Source organism: Amycolatopsis sp. NPDC003861 (assembly GCF_053605405.1).
Window position 1 is genome coordinate 1 of the sequence record NZ_JBSGJD010000081.1, and the last position, 24,282, is coordinate 24,282.

Consider the following 24,282-nt stretch of genomic DNA (forward strand, 5'->3'; position numbering starts at 1 on the left):
CCAGCGCCGCGGCCAGCTGGACGCGCTGCTGGTTGCCGAGCGAGAGCTTCTGCACCTCGTCGTCGCGGCGGCCGGCGACGCCCAGCCGTTCCGTCCACTTCGTCACCGACGCCTGCGCGTCGGCAGCGGGCATGCCGTGCAGCCGCGCGAGGTACGTCAGCTGCTCGGCCACCTTCATCCTCGGGTAGAGGCCGCGTTCTTCGGGCATGTAGCCGATGTGGCGGCGCGTTTCGTGCGTCACGGGCGCGCCGTCGTAGCGGACTTCGCCGGCGTCGGCGGAGAGCACGCCGAGCGCGATCCGCATGGTCGTGGTCTTGCCGGCGCCGTTGCTGCCGACGAAGCCGAACAATTCGCCCGGACGGACGTCGAAGGTCATTTCGCGCAGGGCGACCACGTCGCCGTAGCGTTTGGAGATCCCGTCTATTTCCAAACCGGTCATTCCGGTTCCCCCGTTCTCGTGTGGCCCCGATCCTAGGCAGTGCGTACACGCGCCGCCTACCCTCGCGCGTTGCCGCGAGGGGCTACCAAAGTTGCGGGCACGTAGGATCGCCTCCGCCATGGATGGAACCACCGCCCCGCGCCCGGTGCCGAAGCACCACGGACTGTCCGCGAAGACGCTCCGGCGGCTGGAGCACGCGTCCGGCAGCCTGGCGAGCGCGAGCATCTCGGTGATGGAGCGGCGGCTGCCGTGGTTCGCCCGGCTGCCCGCCGACCAGCGCGCGAGCGTCCTGCTGATCACCCAGGCCGGGGCCGCCGGGTTCGTCGACTGGCTGCGGGACTCCAAGGAGGCGCTGAAGCTCACGACCGAGGCGTTCCGCGACGCGCCGGCCGAGTTGTCGCGGTGGATCAGCCTGCGCCAGGCGGTCGGCATGGTGCGGCTGGCCATCGAGGTCTTCGAGGAGCAGCTGCCCGAGTTCGCCGCGAACGAAGCGGAACGGGCCGCGCTGATCGAGGGGATCCTGCGCTACGGCCGGGAAATCGCCTTCGCGGCGGCGAACTCCTACGCGGCGGCCGCGGAAGCGCGCGGCGCCTGGGACGCCCGCCTGGAGGCGCTGGTCGTCGACGGCATCGTCCGCGGCGACGCCGAGGAGTCGGTGCTCTCCCGGGCGACGGCGCTGGGCTGGGACCCCACGGCGGCGGCGACGGTGCTGGTCGGCAACCCGCCGTCGGAGGACCCGCCGACGGTGGTGTTCGAGGTCCGCAGCCGCGCGGCCCGCGTCGGGCGTCCGGTGCTGCTGTCGGTGCAGGGTTCCCGGCTGGTGGTCGTGGTGGGCGGCCCGACCGACGGCGGGGTGAAGGAGCGGGAGATCCTGACCCGGATGTCGGTGGCGTTCGCCGACGGCCCGGTGGTGGCCGGCCCGACGGTGCCGACGCTGGCGGAGGCCCACCACAGCGCGACGGAGGCGTTGTCGGGGCTGCGCGCGGTGGTCGGCTGGCCGGGCGCGCCCCGCCCGGTGCGCTCGGGCGACCTGCTGCCCGAGCGCGCGCTGTCCGGGGACGCGGAGGCCGAGCGCCTGCTGGTGGACACGATCGCGCGCCCGCTGGAGGAGGCCGGTCCGACGCTGCAGCGCACGGTGGAGGCGTACCTGGAGAGCGGCGGCGTGCTGGAGACGTGCGCGAAGACGCTGTTCGTCCACCCGAACACGGTCCGCTACCGGCTGCGCAAGGCCGCGGACCTGACCGGCTGCCAGGCGACCGACCCGCGCGACGCGCTGGTGCTGCGGATCGCGCTGACCGTCGGACGGCTGGCGCGCGCTCGCGGCCTCTGGTGATGTCGAGAACCCGGCGCCGGCTTCGTCTCGAGGGCAGGAGCGGCCACCCGGCCGCGTGACCCGGGGAGAAACCCATGACGATCCAGCGAATGGACAACGTCGGCGTCGTCGTCGACGACCTCGCGGCGGTGACGGCGTTCTTCGTCGCCCTCGGCCTGGAGGTCGAGGGCGAAGCCACGGTCGGCGGGCCGGAAGTCGACAGCCTCGTCGCGCTCGACGGGGTGCGGTGCGACCTGGCCGTGGTGCGCACGCCGGACGGCCACGGACGGCTCGAGCTGATGAAGTTCCACACCCCGGCGGCTCCGGCCGCCGGGACCGCCGAGCCGGTCAACGCCTTCGGGATGCGCCGCATCATGTTCGCCGTCGAAGACCTCGGCACCGTTCTCGCTCGCGTGCGCCGGCACGGCGCGGAGCTCCTGGGCGAGGTGGTCGAATACGAGGGCAGCCACCGGCTCGCCTACGTCCGCGGGCCCGAGGGCCTCCTCGTCGCGCTCGCCGAGAACCTCCGCTGACCACTGGGAAAGGACACCTCATGGCCGTCGCCGACGACCTCGACCGCGCCACCGACTCCACCGACCCGCAGTGGGCCTGGGTGGCCGAGCAGACCCGCACCTACCTGGCCTCAGACGGCACCGTGGGCCACGAGTCGAACGGCTTGCGCACGCTCATCCTCGCCACGACCGGCCGCCGGACCGGCGTGCCGCGGCGCACCTGCCTGATCTACGGCACCGCGGGCGACGACTTCGTGGTCGTCGCGTCCAAGGGCGGCGCCGACGAGGATCCCGCGTGGTTCAAGAACCTCCTGGCCGAACCGAGCGTCGGCGTCCAGGTCGGCCCGCGCCGGTTCACCGCCCGCGCCCGGCCGGCCTCCGCGGCCGAGCGCGGTCCGCTGTGGACCACGATGGCGGGCATCTTCCCGCTCTACGACGAGTACGCGCGCAAGACCGATCGCGTCATCCCGGTCGTCGTGCTCACCCCGCAGGGGTGAGCCTTCCCGAGACGGGCGTCACGTGATGGACTTAACAGCGAAAGGTGATTGAACCCGACAAGGCTTCCGGGTTACGCGCGAGCTTCTGCGGCGCGTCTTTGGAGGGTTCCGACAAAGACGCCGCACAGACACTGTGAACGTCGGCATCCCGGGGAACGCCCTCCGCCGTGTTGTCTTGAAGGGTGACAGCAGCAGTCCTCGCTCCCGGCCAGGGGTCCCAGGCCCCCGGTATGTTCACGCCCTGGCTCGACCTCGACGGCGCGCGCGAGCGCGTCGCGCAGTGGTCCGAGCGCGCCGGGCTCGACCTGCTCCGCCTCGGCACCGAGTCGGACGCCGACGAGATCCAGGACACCGCGATCGCCCAGCCGCTGATCGTCGCGCTGTCGCTGCTCACCTTCGAGCACCTCCAGGCCACCGCGCCGGTGCCCGCGGACGCACCGGTCGCCGGCCACTCCGTCGGCGAGCTCGCGGCCGCCGCGATCGCCGGGGTGCTGAAGCCCGAAGACGCCGTCGCGCTCGCCGCCGTCCGCGGCGCCGAGATGGCGAAGGCGTGCGCGCTGGAACCGACGTCGATGGCCGCGGTCATGCTCGGGGACCCCGAGCAGGTCGTCGCGTGGCTCGGAGAGCAGGGCCTGACCGCGGCCAACCGCAACGGCGCCGGTCAGATCGTCGCCTCCGGTGCCGCCGACGCGATCGCGAAGATCGTCGCCGAGCCCCTCGAAGGCACGAAGATCCGCGCCCTCAAGGTCGCCGGCGCGTTCCACACGCACTACATGGCGCCCGCCGAAGAGGCGATGCGCGCCCACGCCGCCGAGCTGACCCCGGCCGACCCCACCCGCCCGCTGCTGTCCAACGCGGACGGTGCCGTCGTCACCAGCGGGGCCGAGTACCTGGCGCGGCTGGTCTCCCAGGTCACCCGCCCGGTCCGCTGGGACCTGACGATGGACGGCCTGGTCTCCCTCGGCGTCACCCGCACGATCGAACTCGCGCCCGCGGGCACCCTGACCGGCCTGGTCAAGCGGCAGCTCAAGGGCGTCGTCACCACTATCACCGCGCTGAAGACGCCGGCCGAGCTGGCGGCGCTGCGCCAGGAGGACGCCTCGTGACCGACCGACCCGCCCTGAGCCTCACCACCGGCTCCCGCGGCAGCCGCGTGCTGGGCATCGGCAGCGCGCAGCCGGAGAAGATCGTCACCAACGACGACCTCTCCCAGATCATGGAAACCAGCGACGAGTGGATCCAGACCCGGGTCGGGATCGTCGAGCGCCGGTTCGCCGAGAAGGACGAGCTGCTCACCGACTTCGCCGTCGCCGCGGGCAAGGCCGCGCTGGAGGATGCCGGGGTCGACCCGTCCGAAGTGGACACGGTCATCCTGCCGAACTGCACCATGCCGACGCTCATCCCGAACGCCGCCGCGCAGGTGGCGGCCCGGATCGGCATCCCCAGCCCCGGCGCGTTCGACCTCAACGCCGCGTGCGCCGGGTTCTGCTACGGCCTGGGTGTCGCCTCCGACCTGATCCGGGCCGGCTCGGCGAAGAAGGTCCTGGTCATCGGCGCGGAGAAGCTCACCGACTCCGTCGACCCGGTCGACCGGGCCAACGCGATCATCTTCGCCGACGGCGCGGGCGCCGCGGTGGTCGGCGCCTCCGACGAGCCGGAGATCGGCCCGGTCTCCTGGGGCAGCGCGGGCGACCTGGTCGACCTGATCTACATGCGCGACCAGAAGTACATCTACCAGGAGGGCCAGTCGGTCTTCCGGTGGGCGACCACCCAGATCGCGCCGATCGCGCTGCGCGCGCTCGAGGTCGCCGGGCTGAAGCCGTCCGATGTGGACGTGCTGATCCCGCACCAGGCCAACCTGCGCATCGTCGAGGCGATCGCGAAGAAGCTGCGGGCCAACGGCGCCCGCGACGACATGGTCGTCGCCGACGACATCAAGTACTCCGGCAACACCTCGTCGGCGTCCATCCCGCTCGCGCTGGACCACATGCGCAAGGCCGGGACGGCGAAGACCGGCGACGTGGTGCTGGCGGTCGGGTTCGGCGCGGGCCTGTCCTACGCCGGGCAGGCGTTCATCTGCCCCTGATCACCGTTACGCTCCCCGCGGGCACTCGCCCGAGGAAAACAGACCCCCAGAAAGACCGAGAAGGGAACTACCCCATGGCTGACAACGCTGAGATCCTCGCCGGCCTCGCCGAGATCGTCGAAGAGGTCGCCGGTGTGGCTCAGGACGACGTCACCGCCGAGAAGTCGTTCGTGGACGACCTGGACATCGACTCGCTGTCGATGGTCGAGATCGCCGTGCAGGCCGAGGACAAGTTCGGCGTCAAGATCCCGGACGACGAGCTCGCCAACCTGAAGACCGTGGGCGACGCGGTGAACTACGTGTCGGCCAACTCGAAGTAAGTCCTCTTCCCTCCTTGAGGAGACTCCCATGAGCAACATCGACGTCGTGATCACCGGTCTCGGCGCCACCACACCGCTCGGCGGGGACGTCACGTCCACCTGGGACGGTCTGCTGGCCGGGGCGAGCGGGGTTCGCGCGATCGAGGCCGATTGGGTCGAGGAGCTGCAGCTGCCGGTCAAGATCGGCGGTCAGCTGGCCGTCGAGCCGACCGAGGTCCTGCCCCGGGTCCAGGCCCGCCGGATGGACCGCTGCGAGCAGGTCGCGCTGATCGCCGCCCGGCAGGCGTGGGCCGACGCCGGGTACACCGAGCCGACCGACGAGCACACCGACGTCGACCCCGACCGCCTCGGCGTGTCGATCGGCACCGGGGTCGGTGGCCCGGTCACCCTGCTCACCCAGAACGACCTGTTGCACCAGCAGGGTCTCCGCAAGGTGTCGCCGCTGACCGTGCCGATGCTGATGCCGAACGGCCCGGCCGCGCACGTGGGCATCGACCTCAAGGCGCGGGCCGGGGTGCACTCCCCGGCTTCGGCCTGTGCCTCGGGTGCCGAGGGCATCGCCAGCGGCGTGGAGATGATCCGCTCCGGGCGCGCCGACGTCGTGATCGCCGGCGGCGCCGAAGCGTGCATCCACCCGATCACGCTGGCCGGGTTCGCCCAGGCCCGCACGGTCTCCACGCGCAACGACGACCCGGCGAGCGCGTCGCGGCCGTTCGACGCCAACCGCGACGGCTTCGTCCTCGGCGAGGGCGCCGGCGTGGTCATCCTGGAGCGCGCGGACCTGGCGAAGGCCCGCGGGGCGCGCGTCTACGCGACGATCGCGGGACACGGCATCACCTCGGACGCCTACCACATCACCGGCAACCACCCCGAGGGCGTCGGCCAGATCGCCGCCATGCGCGCGGCGATGAAGATGGCCGGGGTCACCGCGGCGGACGTCGGGCACGTGAACGCGCACGCGACGTCCACTGTGGTGGGTGACATCGGCGAGGCGGCGGCGATCCGCAAGGCGGTCGGCGACCACGTGATCGTGACGGCGCCGAAGGCTTCGCTCGGCCACCTCGTCGGCGGGGCCGGCGCGGTCGAGGGGATCATCACGATCCTGTCGCTCTACCACGGCCTGGTGCCGGCCACCCGGAACCTGACCGACCTGGACCCGCGGGTGCAGCTGGACGTCGTCGCGGGCGAGCCGCGCAAGGTCGAGCTGACCGCGGCGATCAGCAACTCGTTCGGGTTCGGCGGCCACAACACCGCGCTGCTGTTCACCCCGGCGGCCTGACCGCCCCGGAACTGAGGAAGGGCCCGGCTTCGGCCGGGCCCTTCGTCCGTTTCAGCACTTCTCGTGTTCGGGTGGTGGCCCGCCGTCGATGGCGGCGACCTTCAGCGTCTTGCCGTCGGCCACCATCGGGATGACGAGCCGCCACTTGATGCACGGCTCGCGGAAGAACAGCGGGGCGTCCTCGACGTTCTGCCTGCTGGTGAACCCGACCAGGACGCGCAGCGAATTCCCGGACGAGCGCTCGATCCGGTAGACGAGGGCGTCGCTGTCCTCTGTGGTGCGAACGCCCTTCTTCCAGTCGCTCTGCGACTGGCCGGCGGCCCGCTCGTCGGTGACCACGGCGACCCACTGCTGGTACTGCTTGCTGTTGATGGCCGCGAAATACTTCTGCAGCACCCGGCGCACGGCGTCGCCCTGCGGGTGCCGCTTGGCGTCGTCGGTCATCCGGACGTCGTCGCCCACCGCGGCCGGCGCGCCGACGCTGGACGGCGACGGCGTCGTGACCGCGACGGAGGTGTCGTCGACGGGCTGGTCGGGCCGGCGGTAGAGCTCGCGCGCGAGCAGGCCGCCGCCGACGGTCACGGACAGCACCACGACCACGACGGGCACCAGCCAGCGCTGGCGAGAGCTGGGGGCGGGGGTGGTCACGCGGAGAGCGTACCGGCCCCCGTCCCGGGGCTCAGCCGACCTGGTGCAGCCAGGTCACCGGCGCGCCGTCGCCGGCGTGGCGGAACGGCTCGAGCGCCTCGTCCCAGCTCGCGGCCAGGAGTTCGTCCAGCTTGTGCGCGAGGGATTCGCCGCCGCGGGTCATGCTGACGAGCGCGCGCAGCTGGTCCTCGCCCACCACGATGTCGCCGTTGGCGCTGGTCCGGCCGTGCCACAGGCCGAGGCCGGGCGCGAAGCAGAACCGTTCGCCGTCGACGCCCGCGCTGGGCTCTTCGGTGACTTCGAACCGAATCATCGGCCACGCCTTGAGGGCGGACGCCAGTTTGGCGCCGGTGCCCGCGGGCGCGCGCCATCCGCACTCGGCGCGAAGCTGACCCGGACTGGCCGGCTGCGCCGTCCACTTCAGGTCAACGCGGGCACCCAGGGTGCCCGAAATGGCCCACTCGACGTGCGGACACACCGCAGACGGCGACGAGTGGACGTACACCACACCTCGGGTGCTGCCACGGGTGCTCACTGCTACCTCCGCTTGTTGCTCGACGAGGGACGTCTTCCCCTACGCCCTGACTCGAGCTGCGGTGCGGCCTCAGCGCGGCTCCCGAATGCCGCCTCCGATGCGTTGTAGCACATTCTGCACCCCAACCGTGCCGTTTGGCCACATGAACACCACAAGTCACCCGCCGCCCCACTTTCGGAGGGCACCGCGCCGTGCCGTCCCCGTGTCGCGCGGTTCGCTGGGCTGCGCGCGCTAGCGTGTTGACCCGGAACGACGAGCGGAAAGGGGCTTTCGGTGCGACTGGTGCGCCTGGAGAGGCAGCAGTCCCGGGTGGCGGACGACATCCGGGCGGCGCTGGCATCCCTGGGCCGCGGCAGCACCGTGATCGGCGGCATCGCCCTGGTGGGTGTCGGGGGTGTGACGGATCGCCCGATCGACGCCGTGGTCCTGCTCCCCCACGGCGTGATCATCGTGATCGGCGTGGATCTCCCGGACCCGGCCCTGCGCTTGGAGGCCCCGTTGGGAGGCCCCTGGAAGGCGGACGGCTGGCCCCTGGTCGCGGACGACGATTCGGTGAACCCGGCGACGGAGGCCCTGGACGTTTCGCAGGCTTGCGAACGGCGAATCGCCGAACTGGTCCCGGGAACGGCCCCGGTGGGCACGATCATCGCGGTGGGGCCGTACGTGGAGACGGTCGACCAGCCGGCGCCGGACCTGGCGGGCCCGGTACGGGTCCTCCACCCGACCCCGACGACGATGCTGGCGGCAACGGTGTCGTTGTGCACGGCCCACCGGCCCCGGTCGGTGGACCAGGTGCGGGCGCTGATCCGCGGCCTGGCGCCGGCGGCACCGGAGTTTTCGGACGAAGTGCTGCTGGGCGAAGGCTTCAGCAGGTTGACGGACGACACACCCCCGGAGTCCCTTTGGGACGATCCCCCGGCGGTCGCTCCTGCTGCGGTTGCTCCGGCTTCCGCTGGTTCGGCTGGTTCGGCTGGTTCGGTAGGCGTGACCGGCTGGCGGACGGAGACCCCGGCGGAGGCCACACCACCCGTCGACGCCGAGGTGCTCCAGCCGACCGCGCAGGAGGAACCGGACCGCGCAGCCGATCCCAAGGCGCGCCCGGTGTTCCCCGGCGCCACTTCGCCGCCGGCCGAACCCACCGAGGTACCCCGGCCGCCCGCGCAGGCGAAGCCGGACCGCCCCGCCGATCCCGAGGCACGCCCGGTGTTCCCCGGCACGGAACCGTCGGGGTCCGCCAACGCCACCCGTTCGGATGGTCCGGAACCGGCTGAATCCGCGGCGGTTGATGCCGAGCGGACCGAAAACCTCCGCCGGCCGTCACCGAGCGGCGAGCAGACCGCGGTTACCGTTGCCTCCGCCGATGCCGGGCCAGCGCCTGAATCCCTCGCACCGCAACTTGCGGATGCCAACTCCCAGCCCACCGGGCCAGAGCAGCTCGACCCGCCGCCCACTGAGGCCGAACCGGACACCCCTCCACAGCCAACCGAAACCGGGCCGACCCCCACCCAAGCCGGGCCGGGCACTCCCCAACCAGCCGAAGTCGCGCAACCCACCGCCGCACGTCCCGACCCCGAACCCGACTCCGAGCCGCGGCAAGCGGCCCAGCCGTCGCTGCCCTCGCCGCAGCCCTTCCCCCGCCCCCGGCCGGAGCCCGAACCCACCACCCCGGCCCCCCGCACCGTCCGCTGGCTGCCGCTCGGCGCCATCGGTGCGCTCGTCCTCCTCGCCGTCGCCGCGATCGCCGTGGCCACCACCGGGGATGGCACCGCCGCCGCGCCCGCCCCGACTCCCCCCGCCACCTCCAAGACCGCTCCGCCTACCCCCGCGCGCAGCCTCCAGTTCGCCCTTCGCGCCGCCGGTGGGGATCAGGGCTGTGCTTCGCACGCCTTCGGCGATGCCCAAGCCAGCCTCCAACAGACCAGCTGCTCCGGCGTCAAACGCGCCAGCTACGCCGCCACCATCGACGGCCGCGGCGGGGCCGTCACCGTCGGGATCGTCGACTTCCCCGATGCCGCCCAGGCCGCCGCCTTCAAGGCCGTTGCCGATACGCCCGGCGGGGGTGGCGTCCTCGACCTCGCCACCGAGACCCGCCAGTGGGGCGCCACCCCGACGCCGCGCTTCGAGAACGCCGCCTACGCCAGCAAGCTCGATGGCTCCTCCGTGCGGCTCGTGCAGGCCGTCTGGGTGCCGGGACCGTCCACTGCGGACGATCCCGGCCTGGTCAGGGCGGCCAAAGCCGCCCTCGACCTGCCCGCCCAGTGACCGTCAGAGCCCGTACGCCTCCAGCAGCCGCAGCCAAACCTCGCTGATCGTCGGGAACGACGGCACCGCGTGCCACAGGCGGTCCAGGGGCACCTCGCCCACGATCGCGATCGTTGCCGAGTGCAGCAGCTCCGAGACGTCCTGGCCGACGAACGTCACACCCAGGAGCACGTTCCGCTCCGTGTCGACCACCATCCGGGCCTTGCCCGTGTAGCCGTCCGCGTGCAACGACGAGCCCGCCACCGCGATGTCGATGTCGACGACGCGGTCCGCCGAGCCCGGGCGCGCGTCCGCGAGGCCGACCGCCGCCACCTCCGGGTCGGTGAACACCACCTGGGGCACCGCGTGGTGGTCGGCCGTCGCGGTGAAGCGGCTCCACGGCGACGGCTCCGCAAACGTGCCCGCCGCCAGTGCCGCCACCGTGTCACCCGCCGCGCGGGCGCCGTACTTGCCCTGGTGGGTCAGCGGCGCCCGGCCGGTGACGTCGCCCGCCGCGAACAGCCAGCCACCGTCCACTGCGGACACGCGGCCGGTGTCGTCGGTCTCCAGCGGGTGCCCGGGCTCGATACCGAAGCGCTCGAGCCCGGCGGTCGCCGGACGGCGGCCGGTCGCCACCAGGAACTCGTCCACGACGAGCGTCGAGCCGTCCTTCAGCGTCAACGTCGTCCCGGCATCACCCGCGGCCACCGAGGACACCCCCGAATCCGTGTGCACCTGCACGCCGGCTTCGCGCAGCCCCGCCAGCACCAGGTCACCGGCGAAGGAGGCGTTGCGCGGCAGCGGACGCGGACCGCTGATCACCAGGTGGACCTCCGAACCCAGCGACGCGAACGCCTGCGCCATCTCGACGCCGACCACGCCGCCACCCAGGACGCCGAGGCGCCCGGGCGCCGAGGACGCCGACGTCGCTTCCCGCGAACCCCACGGCCGGATCGTGTCGAGCCCCGGGATCGGCGGCGTGCTGGGCACGCTGCCGGTGCAGACGATCACCGCGTGCCGCGCGGTCAGGACGCGGTCGCCGCCGACCGTCACCTCCCGCTCACCGGTGATCTCGCCGTGCCCGCGGATCGGCTCGATGCCCGCTCCGCGGGCCCAGTCGACCTGTCCCGAGTCGTCGCCCTTGCCGGTGAACCAGTCACGGCGCGCGAACACCGCCGCCGGGTCGACCCGGTCGCCGACCGGCACGCCCGGCACCCGCTTGGCGGCGGCCAGCAGATTTCCCGGCCGCAGCAACGCCTTGCTCGGGATGCAGGCCCAGTAGGAGCACTCGCCACCGAAGCGTTCGTGCTCGACGAGGGCGACCTTCAGGCCTCCGCGAGCCGCCCGTTCCGCGGCCACCTCCCCCACCGGACCCGCGCCGATCACCACTACGTCAAAAGTCTCTCCAGGCATGGGTTCAGGTCACACCACTACGCGGGATCACGCAAGCCAGCGGCTATCCTCCGTCAGGAAGCTGCAAGTTGTCGGCGGCACCGGATGCCGTCGGGCCCGGTGCGCGCGAACACACGAGTTCGAGCACGGGAGGTTTGTCGTGGCCAGGAACACGGCTGTGCAGGTGCTGGATGATCTGACCGGCGAGCCCGCGGCGGAGACCGTCGGGTTCGGCCTGGACGGCATCGACTACGACATCGACCTCTCCTTCGCCAACGCCGAAGCGCTGCGCGAACTCCTGCAGCGCTACGCCGACGCCGGGCGCCGCACGGGAGGCCGCAAGAACCGGCCCCGGGCCGTCCCCGGCGCGAAGAGGACCGAAGCCGAGAGAACCACCCCGAAACCGAAGTCCACCAAGCCGAAGGCCGCCCCGGAGAAGAAGGCCGAACCCGCGCGCACCAGGAAGGCCGCGGAGCCGAAGGCCACCGGCCGCAAGGTGCCGACCGTCATGTTCTCGGCGGCCGAGTAAGTCCACAGTAGACGGCTCAGGCCACGCGCTGGGCGCCGTCGGCGTGCCAGGACGGGTAGCGGTAGCGGGTGTGCAGCAGCGCCCGCTGCCGCGCCAGCTCGGCCGCCGACGGCGGGCGGGGCACGAACGTCCCGAGCAGCTGCGACGCCGCCGCCCGCACCGCCGCCTCGACCGCCGGGAACCCGGGCCGCAGGCCGTGCTCGGCCAGCGACGCCACCGGGCTGCGGTGCGAGTCGAGCGGCCGCGGGTCCGGCGGCGCGCTGGTCAGGTAGCGGCCGACGAGCCCGGCCGCCGTCTCGACCAGCAGCGTCGAGTGGGCCAGCAGGCCGGTCTTCGTGCGGAACACCGCGAACCCGCACAGCTTTGCGTCGCCGATGAACAGCCCGCGGTCGCCGATCCGCGGCACCAGCCCGAGCTGGTCGACGGCGGCGCTCATCACCTGGCCGAGCGCCTCCAGGGGCCGGTCCGCCGGGCCGGGCAGGACCAACGTGACGTTCAGGTTGCCCGGATCGTGGAACACGGTGCCGCCGCCGCTGGCCCGCCGCAGCACCGGGACGCCGTCGCGGACGCACTCGTCGACACGCACTTCGCGGGCGATCCGCTGCCCGCGCCCCACCACGACGCAAACCGGGTTGCGCCAGAGCCACAGCACCGGTGACTCGGGCGCAACCCGGAGGAGCGCTTCGTCGAAAGCGAGATTCTCGGCCGGATCCGTGAACGCCGCACGAACATCCGACCCGGTCGTCATAGCGCCTTGAGTTCCTCCACGATCTCGCCCACCGACGACTTGGCGTCCCCGAAGAGCATGCTGGTCTTCGGATCGTAGAACAGGTCGTTGTCGATCCCGGCGAAGCCCGAGCTCATCCCGCGTTTCAAGACGATCACGGACCGGCTCTCGTTGACCTTGAGGATCGGCATCCCGTAGATCGGCGAGCTCGGGTCGGTCTGCGCGGCCGGGTTCGTGACGTCGTTCGCGCCGATCACCAGCGCGACGTCGGTCTGGGCGAACTCGGAGTTGATTTCGTCCATCTCCTTGAGCTGCTCGTACGGCACGTCGGCCTCGGCGAGCAGCACGTTCATGTGCCCCGGCATCCGGCCGGCCACCGGGTGGATCGCGTACGCGACCGTGATGCCCTTCTTCTCCAGCAGCTTCGCCATCTCGCGGACGGTGTGCTGCGCCTGCGCCACGGCCATGCCGTAGCCGGGCACCACGACGACCTTGCTGGCGTAGGCCATCTGGATCGCGGTGTCGGCCGCGCTGGTCGAGCGCACCGGACGGGCTTCCTTCGCGCCGCCGCCGGCCGCGACCGCCGGGCCGCCGCCGAAGCCGCCCGCGACGATCGCCGGGATGGACCGGTTCATCGCCTTGGCCATCAGGTTCGTCAGGATCGAGCCGGACGCGCCGACGATCATGCCCGCCACGATCAGCGCCGTGTTGTCCAGCGCCAGGCCCATCGCCGCGGCCGACAGCCCGGTGAACGCGTTGAGCAGCGAGATCACCACCGGCATGTCCGCGCCGCCGATCGGCAGCACGACGGTGAGGCCGAGGATGCCCGCCGCCACCAGCAGCCCGATGATCAGCAGCTCGCTGTCGTTCCCGGTGATGATGAGCACCGCGCAGACGACCGCGATCGCCAGGAGCAGCAGGTTGACCGGCTGCTGGAGCTTGCCGAGGGTGATCGGGCGGCCGCTGATCAGCTCCTGGAGCTTGCCGAACGCGACGTTCGAGCCCCAGAAGGAGATCGAGCCGATGATGGCGGCGAACAGCGAGGCGATCGCGATGTACGCCGGTTCGTGCGCGTACCCGTCGGTGGAGTTGAACTCGACCCACGCGATGAGCGCGACCGCGCCGCCGCCGACGCCGTTGAACAGCGCCACCATCTGCGGCATCGCGGTCATCTTGACCTTGCGCGCCGACGGCACGCCGACGACGACGCCGATCCCGACGCCGAGCGCGATCAGCACCCAGTTGCCCATCCCCGGGGTGAGCAGGGTGGCGACGACGGCGATGCCCATGCCGACCGCGGCGATCCAGTTGCCGCGGACGGCGGTGCGCGGGCCGGTGAGGCCCATCAGGCCGTAGATGAAGAGGGCGAACGCGATGATGTAGAGGATCGCGATGAAGTCGGTCACTTCTCCTCCTCCTCACCGGGCACGGGCTTCTTCGCCTTGAACATCGACAGCATCCGGTCGGTGACGAGGAACCCGCCGACGACGTTGATCGTGCCGAAGGCGATCGCGATGACCAGCAGGATCTTGTTGAACACGCCGTCGACGCCGAGGCCGAGCACGACCAGGCCGCCCAGCAGCACGATGCCGTGGATGGCGTTGGTGCCCGACATCAGCGGGGTGTGCAGGGTGTTGGGCACCTTCGAGATGACGGCGAAGCCGACGAACCCGGCGAGCACGAGCACCGCCAGGTTCTGCACCAGTGGGCTCACGACGCGCTCCCTTCGCGCCCGGCCACGCAGGCACCGGCGACGATCTCGTCTTCGAAGTTCAGCTCCAGCGCGCCTTCCTTCGTCACGAGCAGCTCCAGCAGCTCGACGACGTTGCGCGCGTAGAGCTCGCTGGCGTGCGAAGGCATTTCGGCGGGCAGGTTCAGCGGGGAGGAGATGGTGACGTCGTGCTCCACGACGTCCTCGCCCGGCTTGGTCAGCTCGCAGTTGCCGCCGGTCTCGCCCGCGAGGTCGACCACGACGGACCCGGCGGGCATGCCCTTGACGGCGTCCGCGGTGACCAGGGTCGGCGCCTTGCGGCCCGGCACCAGCGCGGTGGTGATCACGACGTCGAACTTCGTGATGGCCTCGGTGAGCCGCCGCTGCTGCTCCTCGCGCTCTTCCGGCGTCAGCTCGCGGGCGTACCCGCCTTCGCCGACGGCCTCGATGCCGAGGTCGAGGAACTGCGCGCCGAGCGACTTGACCTGCTCGGCGACCTCGGGCCGGACGTCGTAGCCGGTGGTCTGCGCGCCGAGCCGCTTCGCCGTGGCGAGCGCCTGCAGGCCGGCGACGCCGGCGCCGAGGACGAGCACCTTGGCCGGCGGGACGGTGCCGGCCGCGGTGGTGAGCATCGGGAAGAACCGCGGGAGTTTCTGCGCGGCGAGCAGCACCGCGCGGTAACCGCCGATGCTGGCCTGCGACGACAGCGCGTCCATCGCCTGCGCCCGCGAGATCCGCGGGACCGCCTCCATCGCGAAGGCGCGCAACCCCGCTTCTTCGAGCTTCGCGAGCCCTTCCGGGTTGCCGCGCGGATCGAGGAAACCGACGAGCACGGCGCCCCGGCTCAGTTTCGCGACTTCCCCCGGCGAAGGCGGGTTGACCTTCACGACGATCGGCGCGCCCCAGGCGTCGCCGAGTTCGGCGCCGGCCTGGGTGTACGCATCGTCACTCAGGTGCGCGCCGGATCCGGCGCCCGGCTCGACGACGACGCGCAGCCCGCGCTGCGCCAGCCGCCCGACGAGCTTGGGCACCATCGCCACCCGCCGCTCCCCGGGGCGTGATTCGGCCACCACACCCACGGTGAGCTGCTGACTCTGTTCGCTGTCCGTCACACGACCTCCTCATCGGCGAGGCACGATCCGAGGGTTGTACCACGCCGGACCGACAGTCCCCAGTGACCTGGGTCGCAAGTCCGCCGGTTGTGCCGGGAAATACGAGTGTCGTGCGGGAACCGTTCAGGTCGTTTTCCAGTGCGGGACGCCCAGCAGGACCAGGCGCAGCCGTTTTTCCGCCGTTCCGGTGATTTTCGCGTCTTCACCGGGGCGGGCTTCCAGCAGTTCGACAATGGTCGTCAGCATCACGGAAACGATCAAGTCGGCCAGCATGTGCAGGTCTTCGGTGCTCCACGACCGCAGCGGCGCGAACCGCGCGAGGTCGATCGCGAGGTCGCCGGAGAACATCCGCAGTTCGACGCCGATCGCCTGCGCGAGCGGGCCGCCGGCGTACCGCTCGCGGGTGAGGAACCGGAAATGGTCCTCGTTCGCCCGGACGAATTGGTGCACCGTGGCCACCGAGGCGCTGATCATCCCCTGGTAGGTGTCCGGATCGGTGCGGGCGGAGCGCATCATGCCGCGCAGCGTGCGCGTCGCCTCCTCGACGAGCGCGACGCCGAGGTCCTCCATCGTGGCGAAGTGCCGGTAGAAGGCCGTCGGGACGATGCCGGCGCCCTTCGCGACCTCGCGCAGGGACAGCGTGGCGAACGGGCGGTCGGCCAGCAGCTCGAGGGCGGTGTCCAGCAACGCCTGGCGGGTGCGCAGTTTGCGCTCCTGGCGGCTCACCGGCGTCAGTGGTTCGGACACGGGTTCCAGCGTACGGGTGTCCACCGCGTTGCTCACGTCACATCCTTCGCGTCTCGCGTTGACAGGGCGTCCACTCTTGCAGTGCACTATTGAGTGCACAGTCGTTCACTGTAACCGAGGAGGTTCGGAGATGACGGCGCTCATCCCCCGGCGGGTGCGCGGCCTCGCCTCGCTGGCCGAGGCGCTGCTGACGCCGCACGGGATGGACCGGTACCTGGAGCTCGTCGACCCGATGCTGGTCCGCCGCGAGATCCGCGGGCTGGTCACGGCGGTGCGCAAGCAGACGCCGGACAGCGTCACCCTCACCGTCCGGCCGAGCCGCGCGTGGCCCGGGTTCACCGCCGGCCAATACGTTCGCGTGCAGGTGGAGATCGACGGCGTCCGGCGCACGCGCTGCTATTCGCCGTCCGGTTCGCAGTACGACGGCGAGCTGGAGTTCACGGTCAAGGAGCAGGGCCTGGTCTCCGGGCACCTGAACCGGGCGATCGGTCTCGGCTCGGTCGTCAACCTGTCCACTCCGGACGGCGGCTTCACGCTGCCGGCCACCCGGCCGGACCGCGTGCTGCTGATCGCGGGCGGCAGCGGGATCACGCCGGTGCTCGCGATGGCGCGCACCCTGGTCGACGAAGGTCACCCCGGCGAGATCGTGTTCGTGCAGTACTCGAACGGCCCGGCCGACGCGCTGTACCGCACCGAACTGGCCGAACTCGCCGTCCGGCACCCGGGACTGCGGGTCGTGCACGCCTACACGCACTCGAAGGGCGGCGACCTGACCGGGTTCTTCTCGGTCGAGCACATCGAGCCGCGGTTCCGCGACGCGGAGACGTTCGTCTGCGGCCCGAAGCCGCTCATGGACGCCGTGCGCGCGGAGCTCGGTGAACGCGTGCACACCGAAGAGTTCACGCCGCCGGCGTTGACGTTCGACACCGCGGACGCCGAGGGCCGGGTGCGGTTCCGCCGCAGCGGCCGCGAATGCGCCAACTCGGGGAAGCCGTTGCTGGAGCAGGCCGAGGAAGCCGGTCTGACGCCGGAGCACGGCTGCCGGATGGGCATCTGCTTCTCCTGCACCCAGCTGAAGACGGCCGGGCGCGTCCGCAACGCGCGCACCGGCGAGGTTTCCGGCGACGAAGACGAAGAAATCCAGCTCTGCATCTCCGTCCCGGTCGGGGACGTCGAGATCGACGCTTAGAGGAGATTGTCATGACCGGTCTGCAGGACCGCCTGACCCCGGCACAGGTCGAGGAGTTCGGCCGCGAGCTCGACGCGCTGCGGCAGCGGATCGTCGACGACCTCGGCCAGGAGGACGTCGACTACATCCACAACGTCATCAAGACCCAGCGCGGCCTGGAGGTCGCCGGGCGGGCGCTGCTGTTCGCCGGGTTCTTCCCGCCGGCGTGGCTGGCCGGCGTCGGCGCGCTGTCGCTGGCGAAGATCCTCGACAACATGGAGATCGGCCACAACGTCATGCACGGCCAGTACGACTGGACGCGCGACCCGGCGCTGAGCTCGCAGCGGTTCGAGTGGGACACGGTGGCGCCGGCGGAGAACTGGCGGCACTCGCACAACTACATCCACCACACGTACACGAACATCGTCGACAAGGACCGCGACGTCGGCTACGGCATCCTGCGGATGGACACCGCCCAGAAGTGGCACCCGTACTACCTGGGCAACCCGGTGTACGCGACGCTGCTGGCGATCTTCTTCCAGTGGGGCGTGATGCTGCACGACCTCGAGGTCGAGAACGTCGTCAAGGGCACGCGGACCTGGGCGGACAACGTGCCGGTGCTGCGGAAGATCGTGCGGAAGGCGTCGCGGCAGATCGGCAAGGACTACGTGCTGTTCCCGTTGCTGACGGGACCGCTGGCGCCGCTGACGTTCCTCGGCAACGCGACGGCGAACCTGACCCGCAACCTGTGGGCGTTCGCGATCATCTTCTGCGGCCACTTCCCGGCGGACGTCGAAAGCTTCACCGAAGAGGAAACCGCTTCGGAATCGCGCGGCCAGTGGTACCTGCGCCAGATCCTGGGTTCGGCGAACATCACGGGCGGGCCGCTGTTCCACATCCTCAGCGGCAACCTGTCCCACCAGATCGAGCACCACCTGTTCCCGGACATCCCGGCGCGCCGCTACCCGCAGATCGCCGGCGAAGTGCGCGCGATCTGCGAGAAGTACGGGCTGCCGTACCACACGGGCCCGCTGCGCCGGCAGCTCTGGTCAGTGGCGAAGAAGATCGTGAAGCTGGCCCTGCCCGCCCCGCAGTCCCCGGCTACCGTGGAACCCGACCGGCAGCTCCGAGCAGCGTGAGGGTGACATGGTGGGCCAGTTCGAACGAGAGAAGGACACCCTGCAGGTGATCACCGAATCAGCGGCGACGCACGTCGGCAACATAGCGTCGATCATCACGGGAGCGATCCGCGACGTCGCCCGCGAGACGGGTGAGTGGCTCACGGACGTGATCGAGATGCGCGAGGCGGCCCAGCGAGCCCGGGAGGACGACCCGGACACGCCGTGACGCAAGTTTCGTGAACGGCCTCCTCGTGGTTCGGGGAGGCCGTTCACATTTCCGGCGGGACGGAATTGTCGGTGGTCGCCGGTAGAGTGAAAACCGGGGGGCGCCCCGGCGGGCCAGTGCGAAAATGCCGCCGCCCGCGAGGGTGAGGCAGCGACGGACCCGAGATCGGCGAACTCGAAGTACCCGTGGTGCCGCCGGCCCGCTTCGCCGAGCGCCGCCAAGGCCGGCGTCCAGGACCGGCACCGCCTTCACGTGCCGCACCGACCGGAATCCGCCGGTCGACCAGCAGCAAGTACGCCGGCCCGGCGAACAGGATCCAGCTCGGAGCCTCGACCCGCTTCGCCGCCTTCCGACAGCGCAGACGACCAGGTCCCCGTTCGCCGGCACCCTGCGGAGTTCCGTAACGAAGCCGGGGGAAAACCCCATGGGCAACCCCGCCGACCGCGGGCAACACTGGATCCCGTGACCACCCTCGACCCACCCCACCCGCTGCGCCGCGTCTTCGGCCCCCTGGCCACGCGGGACTTCCGGGCCGAGTACCTCTGGCTCTGGCTCGCCGCCCCGCTCACCGTCTTCGCCCTGCTCACCTTCCTCGTCGTGCTCGCGGTCGGCCTCTGGCTCACCCCCGTCCTGCTCGGGTTCCTCGTCCTCGCCGGGGCCGTCTTCTACGCCCGGGGCATCGGGGCCGCCCACCGGAGGCTCGCGAAGGCCCTGCTCGGTGTCAGCGTCCCCGCCCCACGGCGGCCCGAGCTCAAACCCGGGCTGTGGAGCTGGGTGAAGGCGCGCGTCGGCGATCCCGCGGGCTGGCGGGCCATCGGCTACCTGCTGCTGCGGCTGCCGCTGACCCTCGTCGGGCTCGCCAGCGTCCTCACCGCGACCCTCTACAGCTTCGCCGCCACCACCTACTGCTTCTTCTGGTTCCCGATGGGCGAACGGCAGCTGCCCGTCTTCGACATCCGCGCCGAGCACTGGGCGGGTGCGCTGGCCTGGTCGGCGTCCGGCCTGCTCGTGCTGATCGCGCTGCCGCGGGTGACGCACGCCTTCGTCGCGCTCGACAGGCTGCTGGTCGTCGGGCTGCTCGGCGAGCGCGACCTGTCCGCCCGCGTCCGCGACCTCGAAGCGAGCCGCGCGACCGCCGTCGAGGACGCCGCCCTGCGGCTGCGGCGCATCGAACGCGATCTGCACGATGGCGCGCAGGCCCAGCTCGTCGCGCTGGCCATGAAGCTCGGCCTGGCCAAGGACGAACTGGCCGACGTCGACCTCCCGCAGGTCAAGCAGCTGGTCACCGCCGCGCACGCCAACGCCAAGCAGGCCCTCACCGAACTGCGCGACCTCGCCCGCGGCATCCACCCGGCCGCCCTGGACGCGGGCCTCGACGTCGCCCTCGCCACGCTCGTCGCCACCTCCGGGATCGACGCACAGGTCGCCGTCGACCTCCCACGCCGCCCACCGCCGTCGCTGGAGACGATCGTCTACTTCAGCGCCGCCGAACTGCTCACCAACGCCGCGAAACACGGCGGGATGACGCTCGTCGAAGTCACCGAAACCCCGGACGTGCTGCTACTGCGGGTGCGCGACACCGGCCCCGGCGGCGCCCGGATCGTGCCGGGCGGCGGGCTGGCCGGCGTCGCCGAGCGGCTGCGGACGGTCGACGGCGAACTGACCGTCACCAGCCCGGCCGGCGGTCCGACCGAAGTGTCCGCGCGGGTGCCGCTGCCCCGCTAGGGTCGCGGCATGCGGATCGTCATCGCGGAGGACTCCACCATCCTGCGCCAGGGTCTCGTCGAGCTGCTCACCTTCCGCGGCCACGAGGTCGTCGCCGCGGTGAAGGACGCCGAAGCCCTGCGCGAAGCGGTCAACGGCCACACTCCCGACGTATCCATTGTGGACATCAGGATGCCGCCGACGCACACCGACGAGGGCCTGCGGGCGGCGATCGCGCTGCGCCGCGAGTTCCCCGGCTGCGCGATCCTGCTGTTCTCCCAGTACGTCGAGACGAAGTACGCGGCCCAGCTGCTGGCCGACCGCGCGGGCGGCGTCGGCTACCTGCTCAAGGATCGCGTCGCGGAGGTGTCGGACTTCCTCGATGCGCTGCGCCGGGTCGCGGACGGCGAAACGGTCCTCGACCCCGAGGTCGTCAGCCAGCTGTTCTCGGCGACGCGCCAGACCGACGCGCTCGGCGGCCTCACCCCGCGCGAACGCGAGGTGCTGGGCCTGATGGCGGAAGGCCGGTCGAACTCCGCGATCGCGGCGGAGCTGTTCCTCTCCCCCGGTTCGGTGGAGAAGTACGTGACGTCGATCTTCGGCAAGCTCGGCCTGCCACCGTCCGAAGGGGACAACCGCCGGGTGCTCGCGGTGTTGCGCTACTTGGATTCCTGAGCGAGCAGCCCGTCGACAAAGGCGCGCAGCCCGGCCCGGTAGGTGTCGCGCGCGGCCAGCTCCGGCCAGCGTTCCCCGATGCCGGCCAGGCCGGGGAACCGGGCCTCGTCGAGGTTCGCGAACACCGCATCGCGGTAGCGAGGCCGGCCCTCGGCGGCCCGCCGGCCGGCGCGAGCGCGGACGAGGATCTCGCCCACCGTGTAGTACCAGATGTTCCGGTACAGCTCGACGGCCCGCTCCGGCGCGCAGCCGCAGCCGAGCGCCCCACCGACGATGCCCTCGACCATCCACAGCGCCGGCTCGCCCAGCAGGTCGTCGGCCGTCAGCACCTCCACGACCTGCGGCCAGGCGGCCAGCGCGTCGTGCATCACGGTCGCCGCGGCGACGATGCGGTCGCGCGGGTCGTCCGGCAGGGCCGGCCGCGGCAGCCGGCCGGCGTAGTGCTCGAGCAGCTTGATCAGCAGGTCGTCCTTGTCGCGCACGTGGTGGTACAGCGTCGTCGCGCCGACGCCGAGCTCCGCGGCGAGCCGGCGGATCGTCAGCTTCTCCCCGCCGTCGCGGTCGAGGATCACCCGCGCCGCTTCGAGGATCTGCTCGCGGGACGTCGTCGGCGGCCGTCCCATGCGGCCGGCGGGTCGTGGCATTCCCCCATCATGCCCGCCGTGCTACTTTCGGAACATGTTCGAAAAGTCATCGGACGGAACTGGGGAACGATCATGACCACGGAAAGACGACCCGTGCTGGTGGTGTGCCTGGCGGTCTTCGGCCTGATGGCCGGCCAGCAGATGCTCAACCCGCTCCTGCCGCCGCTGGCCCGCGAATTCGGGTTCAGCGAGTTCGCGCTCGGCTCGGTGTGGGCGATCGGCGGGGCCGGTGTCGTGTTGGCCAGCCCGTTCTGGGGCCGCCGGACCGCGCGCTGGGGACACCGGCCGGTCCTGCTGCTTTCGCTGCTGGGCGCGATGGCGAGCCTGCTCGGCTTCGCCTTCGTCGCCCAGCTCGGCCTGGCGAAGGCGCTCGCCGTGCCGGTGCTGTTCACGGCCGTCCTGCTCACCCGCGGCGTCGCGTTCGGGCTGGCCTGGGCCGCGACGCCGGTGACAGCGCAGTCCTACATCGCCGACGTCACCGACGGCCCGGCCGCCCGGGTGCGAGGCATGGCGGTCTTCGGTGCGGCCCAGGGCCTCGCGCTCGCCGTCGGGCCCGCGCTGGGCGGGCTGCTGAGCCTCACCGGGAACCTGCTCGTCCCGGTCTACGCCGCGCCGGTCGTCCTCGCCGCGATCGCCGTCGTGATCACCTTCGCGCTGCCGAAGCCCCCGAAGCGCGTCACGCGCCCGGAGACGGTGAAGGTCAGCCCGTTCGACAAGCGCCTGTGGCCGTTCCTGACCCTCGGCTTCGGCCTCTACCTCGCGCTGGCGATCGTCCTGATGACCATCGGCTTCCTGGTGCAGGACCGCCTGCACCTGGCCGCGCAGGACACCGGGCGGGTGACGAGCCTGGTCATGCTGGCCGGGGCGGGGATGATCATCCTGGTCCAGGTGCTCGCCGTCCCGCGGCTGGACTGGACGCCGCTGCGGCTGATCCGGGTGGGTGCGGTCGTCATGACCGCCGGGATGCTCGTGGTGGCCACCGGCTCGGACGGGCTCCTGCTCGGCGCCGGCGTGGGCGTGCTCGGTGCGGGGATGGGGTTCGCGACGCCGGGGTTCATGTCGGCGCCGACCCTGCTGGCCACCCGGGAGGAGCAGGGCGCGGTCGCCGGGCTGATGGGGTCGAGCAGCGCGCTGGCGTTCATGGGCGGGCCGCTGCTGGGCACCGGCCTGTACGAGATCGACCCGGTCGTCCCCTACCTCGCCGGCGCGGTGCTCCTGGCGGCCCTGACGGCGTTCGCGTTCACCCGCACCGGCCACCCCGCGAAGGAGCCCGTCGCTCCCTAGGCTGGGCCGCATGTATTCCACCGAGATCGAGGTCCGCACCGGCGCCGAAGCCGTCGTCCACGACCTCACCCACGAAGCCGAGGCGTTCCTGCGCGACGCCGACGCGACCGACGGGCTGCTGCACGTCTGGGTCCCGCACGCCACCGCCGGGCTGGCCGTCCTGGAAACCGGCGCCGGCAGCGACGAGGACCTGCTGGCCGCGCTCGACGAGCTGCTGCCCCGCGACGGCCGCTGGCGGCACCGGCACGGGAGCCCGGGTCACGGCCGTGACCACGTGCTCCCGGCGCTGGTGCCGCCCTACGCGACGATCCCGGTGCTCGGCGGGGTCCTCGCGCTGGGCACCTGGCAGTCGATCTGCCTAGTGGACACCAACCTCGACAACCCCGTCCGCAAGGTGCGGTTCAGCCTCCTCGCCGGCTGAGCGGGCGGAGCGGGCCGGCCACAGCGTCACCAGCAGGCCCGCGGCCAGCAGGGCACCGAGCACCCACAGCGCGGTCGTCACGTCGGGCGCGCCCGGGACGCCCTGCAGCAGGCTGCGCAGGCCTTCGGTGGAGAACCGGAACGGCGTCCACGACCACAGCAGCGCACGGTAGGCCGGGTTCAGCAGCTCCGGCACCTGCCCGGCCACCGCGGGCGCGACCAGGTACAGCGGCGCGAGGACGGCCATCGCGCGCAGGCCCAGCAGGCGCAGCAGCCCGGCCTGCAGGGCCGCGAACGCCGTCGCGGCCAGGAAGACGAAGCCGAGGACGCCCGCGGTCAGCGGCAGCGTCGCGTCCCACAGCGCGAAGAACCCGGCCACGACCGCCGTGATCAGCACACCCGCGCCGACGACCTGGAGGACCCGGGCGCCGGCCCCGACGCTCCGGCCGGTCCGCTTCGCGAGCTGCGTCAGCGCGAGACCCGCGATGAGCGCGCCGATCCACGCCAGCGCGCTCGCGGCCAGCGGCGCGACCCGGCCCGCGAGCCCGGCCGGGTGCAGGACCTCCTGCTTCGGCGGGCCGGCCAGCGCGGTCGCGGCGCCGGTCAGCGCCTGCTGCGCGACCTGGGTGCCGGCCGGGTTGACCGCGCCCGACGTCACGACGGTCGCGGACGGTCCCGGCCCGAGCTCGAGCACGCCGTAGACCTTCTTGTCCTCCAGCAGCTGCCGCGCTTCGGCCGGGGTCGCGACGGTCCAGGCGAGCTGGCCGCCGCCGTGGGCGGCGATGCGCTGCGCGATCTCCGGCGGTGCGGCGACGGCGACCGGGACGCCGTCGGGCGCGACGGTGGCCTGCGCGCCGAAGGTGAGGAATCCGAGCACCACCGCCACCAGCGCGCCGGCCAGGGCGGCGACCAGGGCGAGCGCCCCTGCGGGACGGGTCATCACTGCCTCCACT

Annotated in this window: 27 protein-coding genes; 16 read left to right on the forward strand and 11 right to left on the reverse strand. The window is 72.0% G+C overall.

Annotated features, from left to right (window positions below):
* On the reverse strand, positions 1 to 439 hold a 439-nt coding region (locus tag ACWEVN_RS21220; RefSeq protein ID WP_452052415.1), incomplete at its 3' end, for an ABC transporter ATP-binding protein.
* A 118-nt stretch (positions 440 to 557) separates the two neighbouring features.
* Here ACWEVN_RS21220 and ACWEVN_RS21225 point away from each other — a divergent pair.
* The 7 genes from ACWEVN_RS21225 to ACWEVN_RS21255 all read left to right on the forward strand — a co-directional run bounded on the left by ACWEVN_RS21225 (position 558) and on the right by ACWEVN_RS21255 (position 6,445).
* On the forward strand, positions 558 to 1,772 hold the full coding sequence (locus ACWEVN_RS21225) for a PucR family transcriptional regulator (RefSeq protein WP_449682822.1): 1,215 nt from the start codon (positions 558 to 560) through the stop codon (positions 1,770 to 1,772).
* A gap of 74 nt (positions 1,773 to 1,846) precedes the next feature.
* The gene (locus ACWEVN_RS21230; RefSeq protein WP_449682821.1) at positions 1,847 to 2,284 is read left to right on the forward strand and encodes a VOC family protein; all 438 of its coding nucleotides are present in this window, start codon (positions 1,847 to 1,849) and stop codon (positions 2,282 to 2,284) included.
* A gap of 20 nt (positions 2,285 to 2,304) precedes the next feature.
* Positions 2,305 to 2,760 (forward strand): nitroreductase family deazaflavin-dependent oxidoreductase, encoded by a 456-nt coding sequence (locus ACWEVN_RS21235; protein ID WP_449682820.1) that lies wholly within the window; start codon positions 2,305 to 2,307, stop codon positions 2,758 to 2,760.
* 182 nt (positions 2,761 to 2,942) lie between these two features.
* Entirely contained in the window at positions 2,943 to 3,866 is a 924-nt protein-coding gene (locus ACWEVN_RS21240) for an ACP S-malonyltransferase (protein ID WP_449682819.1), read from the forward strand.
* Positions 3,863 to 4,846, forward strand: a complete 984-nt coding sequence (locus tag ACWEVN_RS21245) for a beta-ketoacyl-ACP synthase III (protein WP_449682818.1) — start codon at positions 3,863 to 3,865, stop codon at positions 4,844 to 4,846. Before ACWEVN_RS21240 ends, ACWEVN_RS21245 begins: the two co-directional genes overlap by 4 nt.
* Positions 4,847 to 4,920: 74 nt before the next feature.
* Positions 4,921 to 5,166, forward strand: coding sequence for an acyl carrier protein (locus tag ACWEVN_RS21250; RefSeq protein WP_004559006.1), 246 nt, complete (start codon positions 4,921 to 4,923; stop codon positions 5,164 to 5,166).
* A gap of 28 nt (positions 5,167 to 5,194) precedes the next feature.
* On the forward strand, positions 5,195 to 6,445 hold the full coding sequence (locus ACWEVN_RS21255) for a beta-ketoacyl-[acyl-carrier-protein] synthase family protein (RefSeq protein WP_310974303.1): 1,251 nt from the start codon (positions 5,195 to 5,197) through the stop codon (positions 6,443 to 6,445).
* A 51-nt stretch (positions 6,446 to 6,496) separates the two neighbouring features.
* Here ACWEVN_RS21255 and ACWEVN_RS21260 read toward each other — a convergent pair whose 3' ends face one another.
* Both ACWEVN_RS21260 and ACWEVN_RS21265 read right to left on the reverse strand, forming a co-directional pair.
* Positions 6,497 to 7,093, reverse strand: coding sequence for a hypothetical protein (locus ACWEVN_RS21260; protein WP_449682817.1), 597 nt, complete (start codon positions 7,091 to 7,093; stop codon positions 6,497 to 6,499).
* Between the two features lie 31 nt (positions 7,094 to 7,124).
* A complete protein-coding gene (locus ACWEVN_RS21265; RefSeq protein WP_191315073.1) occupies positions 7,125 to 7,628 on the reverse strand; it encodes a DUF3145 domain-containing protein in 504 nt (167 codons plus the stop codon).
* 273 nt (positions 7,629 to 7,901) lie between these two features.
* Here ACWEVN_RS21265 and ACWEVN_RS21270 point away from each other — a divergent pair, with 273 nt between their 5' ends.
* Positions 7,902 to 9,890 carry a hypothetical protein gene (locus tag ACWEVN_RS21270; protein ID WP_452052416.1) on the forward strand — a complete coding sequence of 663 codons (1,989 nt, stop codon included), beginning with the start codon at positions 7,902 to 7,904 and terminating at the stop codon, positions 9,888 to 9,890.
* Between the two features lie 3 nt (positions 9,891 to 9,893).
* Here the strand turns inward: ACWEVN_RS21270 and ACWEVN_RS21275 are convergent, their stop codons facing one another.
* The gene (locus ACWEVN_RS21275) at positions 9,894 to 11,282 is read right to left on the reverse strand and encodes a dihydrolipoyl dehydrogenase family protein (RefSeq protein WP_449682815.1); all 1,389 of its coding nucleotides are present in this window, start codon (positions 11,280 to 11,282) and stop codon (positions 9,894 to 9,896) included.
* A gap of 139 nt (positions 11,283 to 11,421) precedes the next feature.
* On the opposite strand from ACWEVN_RS21275, the gene ACWEVN_RS21280 reads away from it, so the two are divergent.
* Positions 11,422 to 11,790 (forward strand): histone-like nucleoid-structuring protein Lsr2, encoded by a 369-nt coding sequence (locus ACWEVN_RS21280; protein ID WP_452052417.1) that lies wholly within the window; start codon positions 11,422 to 11,424, stop codon positions 11,788 to 11,790.
* A gap of 16 nt (positions 11,791 to 11,806) precedes the next feature.
* On the opposite strand, the gene ACWEVN_RS21285 is transcribed toward ACWEVN_RS21280, so the two are convergent.
* The 5 genes from ACWEVN_RS21285 to ACWEVN_RS21305 form a co-directional block, all read right to left on the reverse strand.
* The gene (locus ACWEVN_RS21285; protein ID WP_452052418.1) at positions 11,807 to 12,538 is read right to left on the reverse strand and encodes a lipoate--protein ligase family protein; all 732 of its coding nucleotides are present in this window, start codon (positions 12,536 to 12,538) and stop codon (positions 11,807 to 11,809) included.
* A complete protein-coding gene (locus ACWEVN_RS21290) occupies positions 12,535 to 13,923 on the reverse strand; it encodes an NAD(P)(+) transhydrogenase (Re/Si-specific) subunit beta (RefSeq protein ID WP_449682813.1) in 1,389 nt (462 codons plus the stop codon). Before ACWEVN_RS21290 ends, ACWEVN_RS21285 begins: the two co-directional genes overlap by 4 nt.
* Positions 13,920 to 14,222, reverse strand: a complete 303-nt coding sequence (locus ACWEVN_RS21295) for an NAD(P) transhydrogenase subunit alpha (protein ID WP_449682850.1) — start codon at positions 14,220 to 14,222, stop codon at positions 13,920 to 13,922. Before ACWEVN_RS21295 ends, ACWEVN_RS21290 begins: the two co-directional genes overlap by 4 nt.
* Positions 14,223 to 14,227: 5 nt before the next feature.
* On the reverse strand, positions 14,228 to 15,340 hold the full coding sequence (locus ACWEVN_RS21300; RefSeq protein ID WP_449682812.1) for a Re/Si-specific NAD(P)(+) transhydrogenase subunit alpha: 1,113 nt from the start codon (positions 15,338 to 15,340) through the stop codon (positions 14,228 to 14,230).
* A gap of 123 nt (positions 15,341 to 15,463) precedes the next feature.
* Complete coding sequence (locus tag ACWEVN_RS21305; RefSeq protein ID WP_310974317.1) at positions 15,464 to 16,123, reverse strand: TetR family transcriptional regulator; 660 nt, start codon at positions 16,121 to 16,123, stop codon at positions 15,464 to 15,466.
* A 94-nt stretch (positions 16,124 to 16,217) separates the two neighbouring features.
* Here ACWEVN_RS21305 and ACWEVN_RS21310 point away from each other — a divergent pair, with 94 nt between their 5' ends.
* The 5 genes from ACWEVN_RS21310 (at position 16,218) to ACWEVN_RS21330 (ending at position 20,981) form a co-directional block, all read left to right on the forward strand.
* Entirely contained in the window at positions 16,218 to 17,276 is a 1,059-nt protein-coding gene (locus tag ACWEVN_RS21310; protein WP_452052419.1) for a ferredoxin reductase, read from the forward strand.
* Positions 17,277 to 17,287: 11 nt separating this feature from the next.
* A complete protein-coding gene (locus ACWEVN_RS21315; protein WP_449682810.1) occupies positions 17,288 to 18,394 on the forward strand; it encodes a fatty acid desaturase family protein in 1,107 nt (368 codons plus the stop codon).
* A 7-nt stretch (positions 18,395 to 18,401) separates the two neighbouring features.
* The gene (locus tag ACWEVN_RS21320) at positions 18,402 to 18,602 is read left to right on the forward strand and encodes a hypothetical protein (RefSeq protein ID WP_310974321.1); all 201 of its coding nucleotides are present in this window, start codon (positions 18,402 to 18,404) and stop codon (positions 18,600 to 18,602) included.
* Positions 18,603 to 19,055: 453 nt separating this feature from the next.
* Positions 19,056 to 20,327, forward strand: coding sequence for a sensor histidine kinase (locus tag ACWEVN_RS21325; RefSeq protein ID WP_452052430.1), 1,272 nt, complete (start codon positions 19,056 to 19,058; stop codon positions 20,325 to 20,327).
* Between the two features lie 9 nt (positions 20,328 to 20,336).
* The gene (locus ACWEVN_RS21330) at positions 20,337 to 20,981 is read left to right on the forward strand and encodes a response regulator transcription factor (RefSeq protein WP_449682807.1); all 645 of its coding nucleotides are present in this window, start codon (positions 20,337 to 20,339) and stop codon (positions 20,979 to 20,981) included.
* Here ACWEVN_RS21330 and ACWEVN_RS21335 read toward each other — a convergent pair.
* A complete protein-coding gene (locus ACWEVN_RS21335; RefSeq protein WP_452052420.1) occupies positions 20,966 to 21,625 on the reverse strand; it encodes a TetR/AcrR family transcriptional regulator in 660 nt (219 codons plus the stop codon). The two genes, ACWEVN_RS21330 and ACWEVN_RS21335, sit on opposite strands and share 16 nt — an antisense overlap.
* A 72-nt stretch (positions 21,626 to 21,697) precedes the next feature.
* Here ACWEVN_RS21335 and ACWEVN_RS21340 point away from each other — a divergent pair, with 72 nt between their 5' ends.
* Together ACWEVN_RS21340 and ACWEVN_RS21345 are read left to right on the forward strand one after the other, a co-directional pair.
* Positions 21,698 to 22,909 carry an MFS transporter gene (locus ACWEVN_RS21340; RefSeq protein ID WP_452052421.1) on the forward strand — a complete coding sequence of 404 codons (1,212 nt, stop codon included), beginning with the start codon at positions 21,698 to 21,700 and terminating at the stop codon, positions 22,907 to 22,909.
* Positions 22,910 to 22,919: 10 nt separating this feature from the next.
* On the forward strand, positions 22,920 to 23,330 hold the full coding sequence (locus tag ACWEVN_RS21345) for a secondary thiamine-phosphate synthase enzyme YjbQ (RefSeq protein WP_449682804.1): 411 nt from the start codon (positions 22,920 to 22,922) through the stop codon (positions 23,328 to 23,330).
* Here ACWEVN_RS21345 and ACWEVN_RS21350 read toward each other — a convergent pair.
* Complete coding sequence (locus ACWEVN_RS21350; RefSeq protein ID WP_452052422.1) at positions 23,268 to 24,269, reverse strand: ABC transporter permease; 1,002 nt, start codon at positions 24,267 to 24,269, stop codon at positions 23,268 to 23,270. The two genes, ACWEVN_RS21345 and ACWEVN_RS21350, sit on opposite strands and share 63 nt — an antisense overlap.
* Between the last annotated feature and the right edge of the window lie 13 nt (positions 24,270 to 24,282).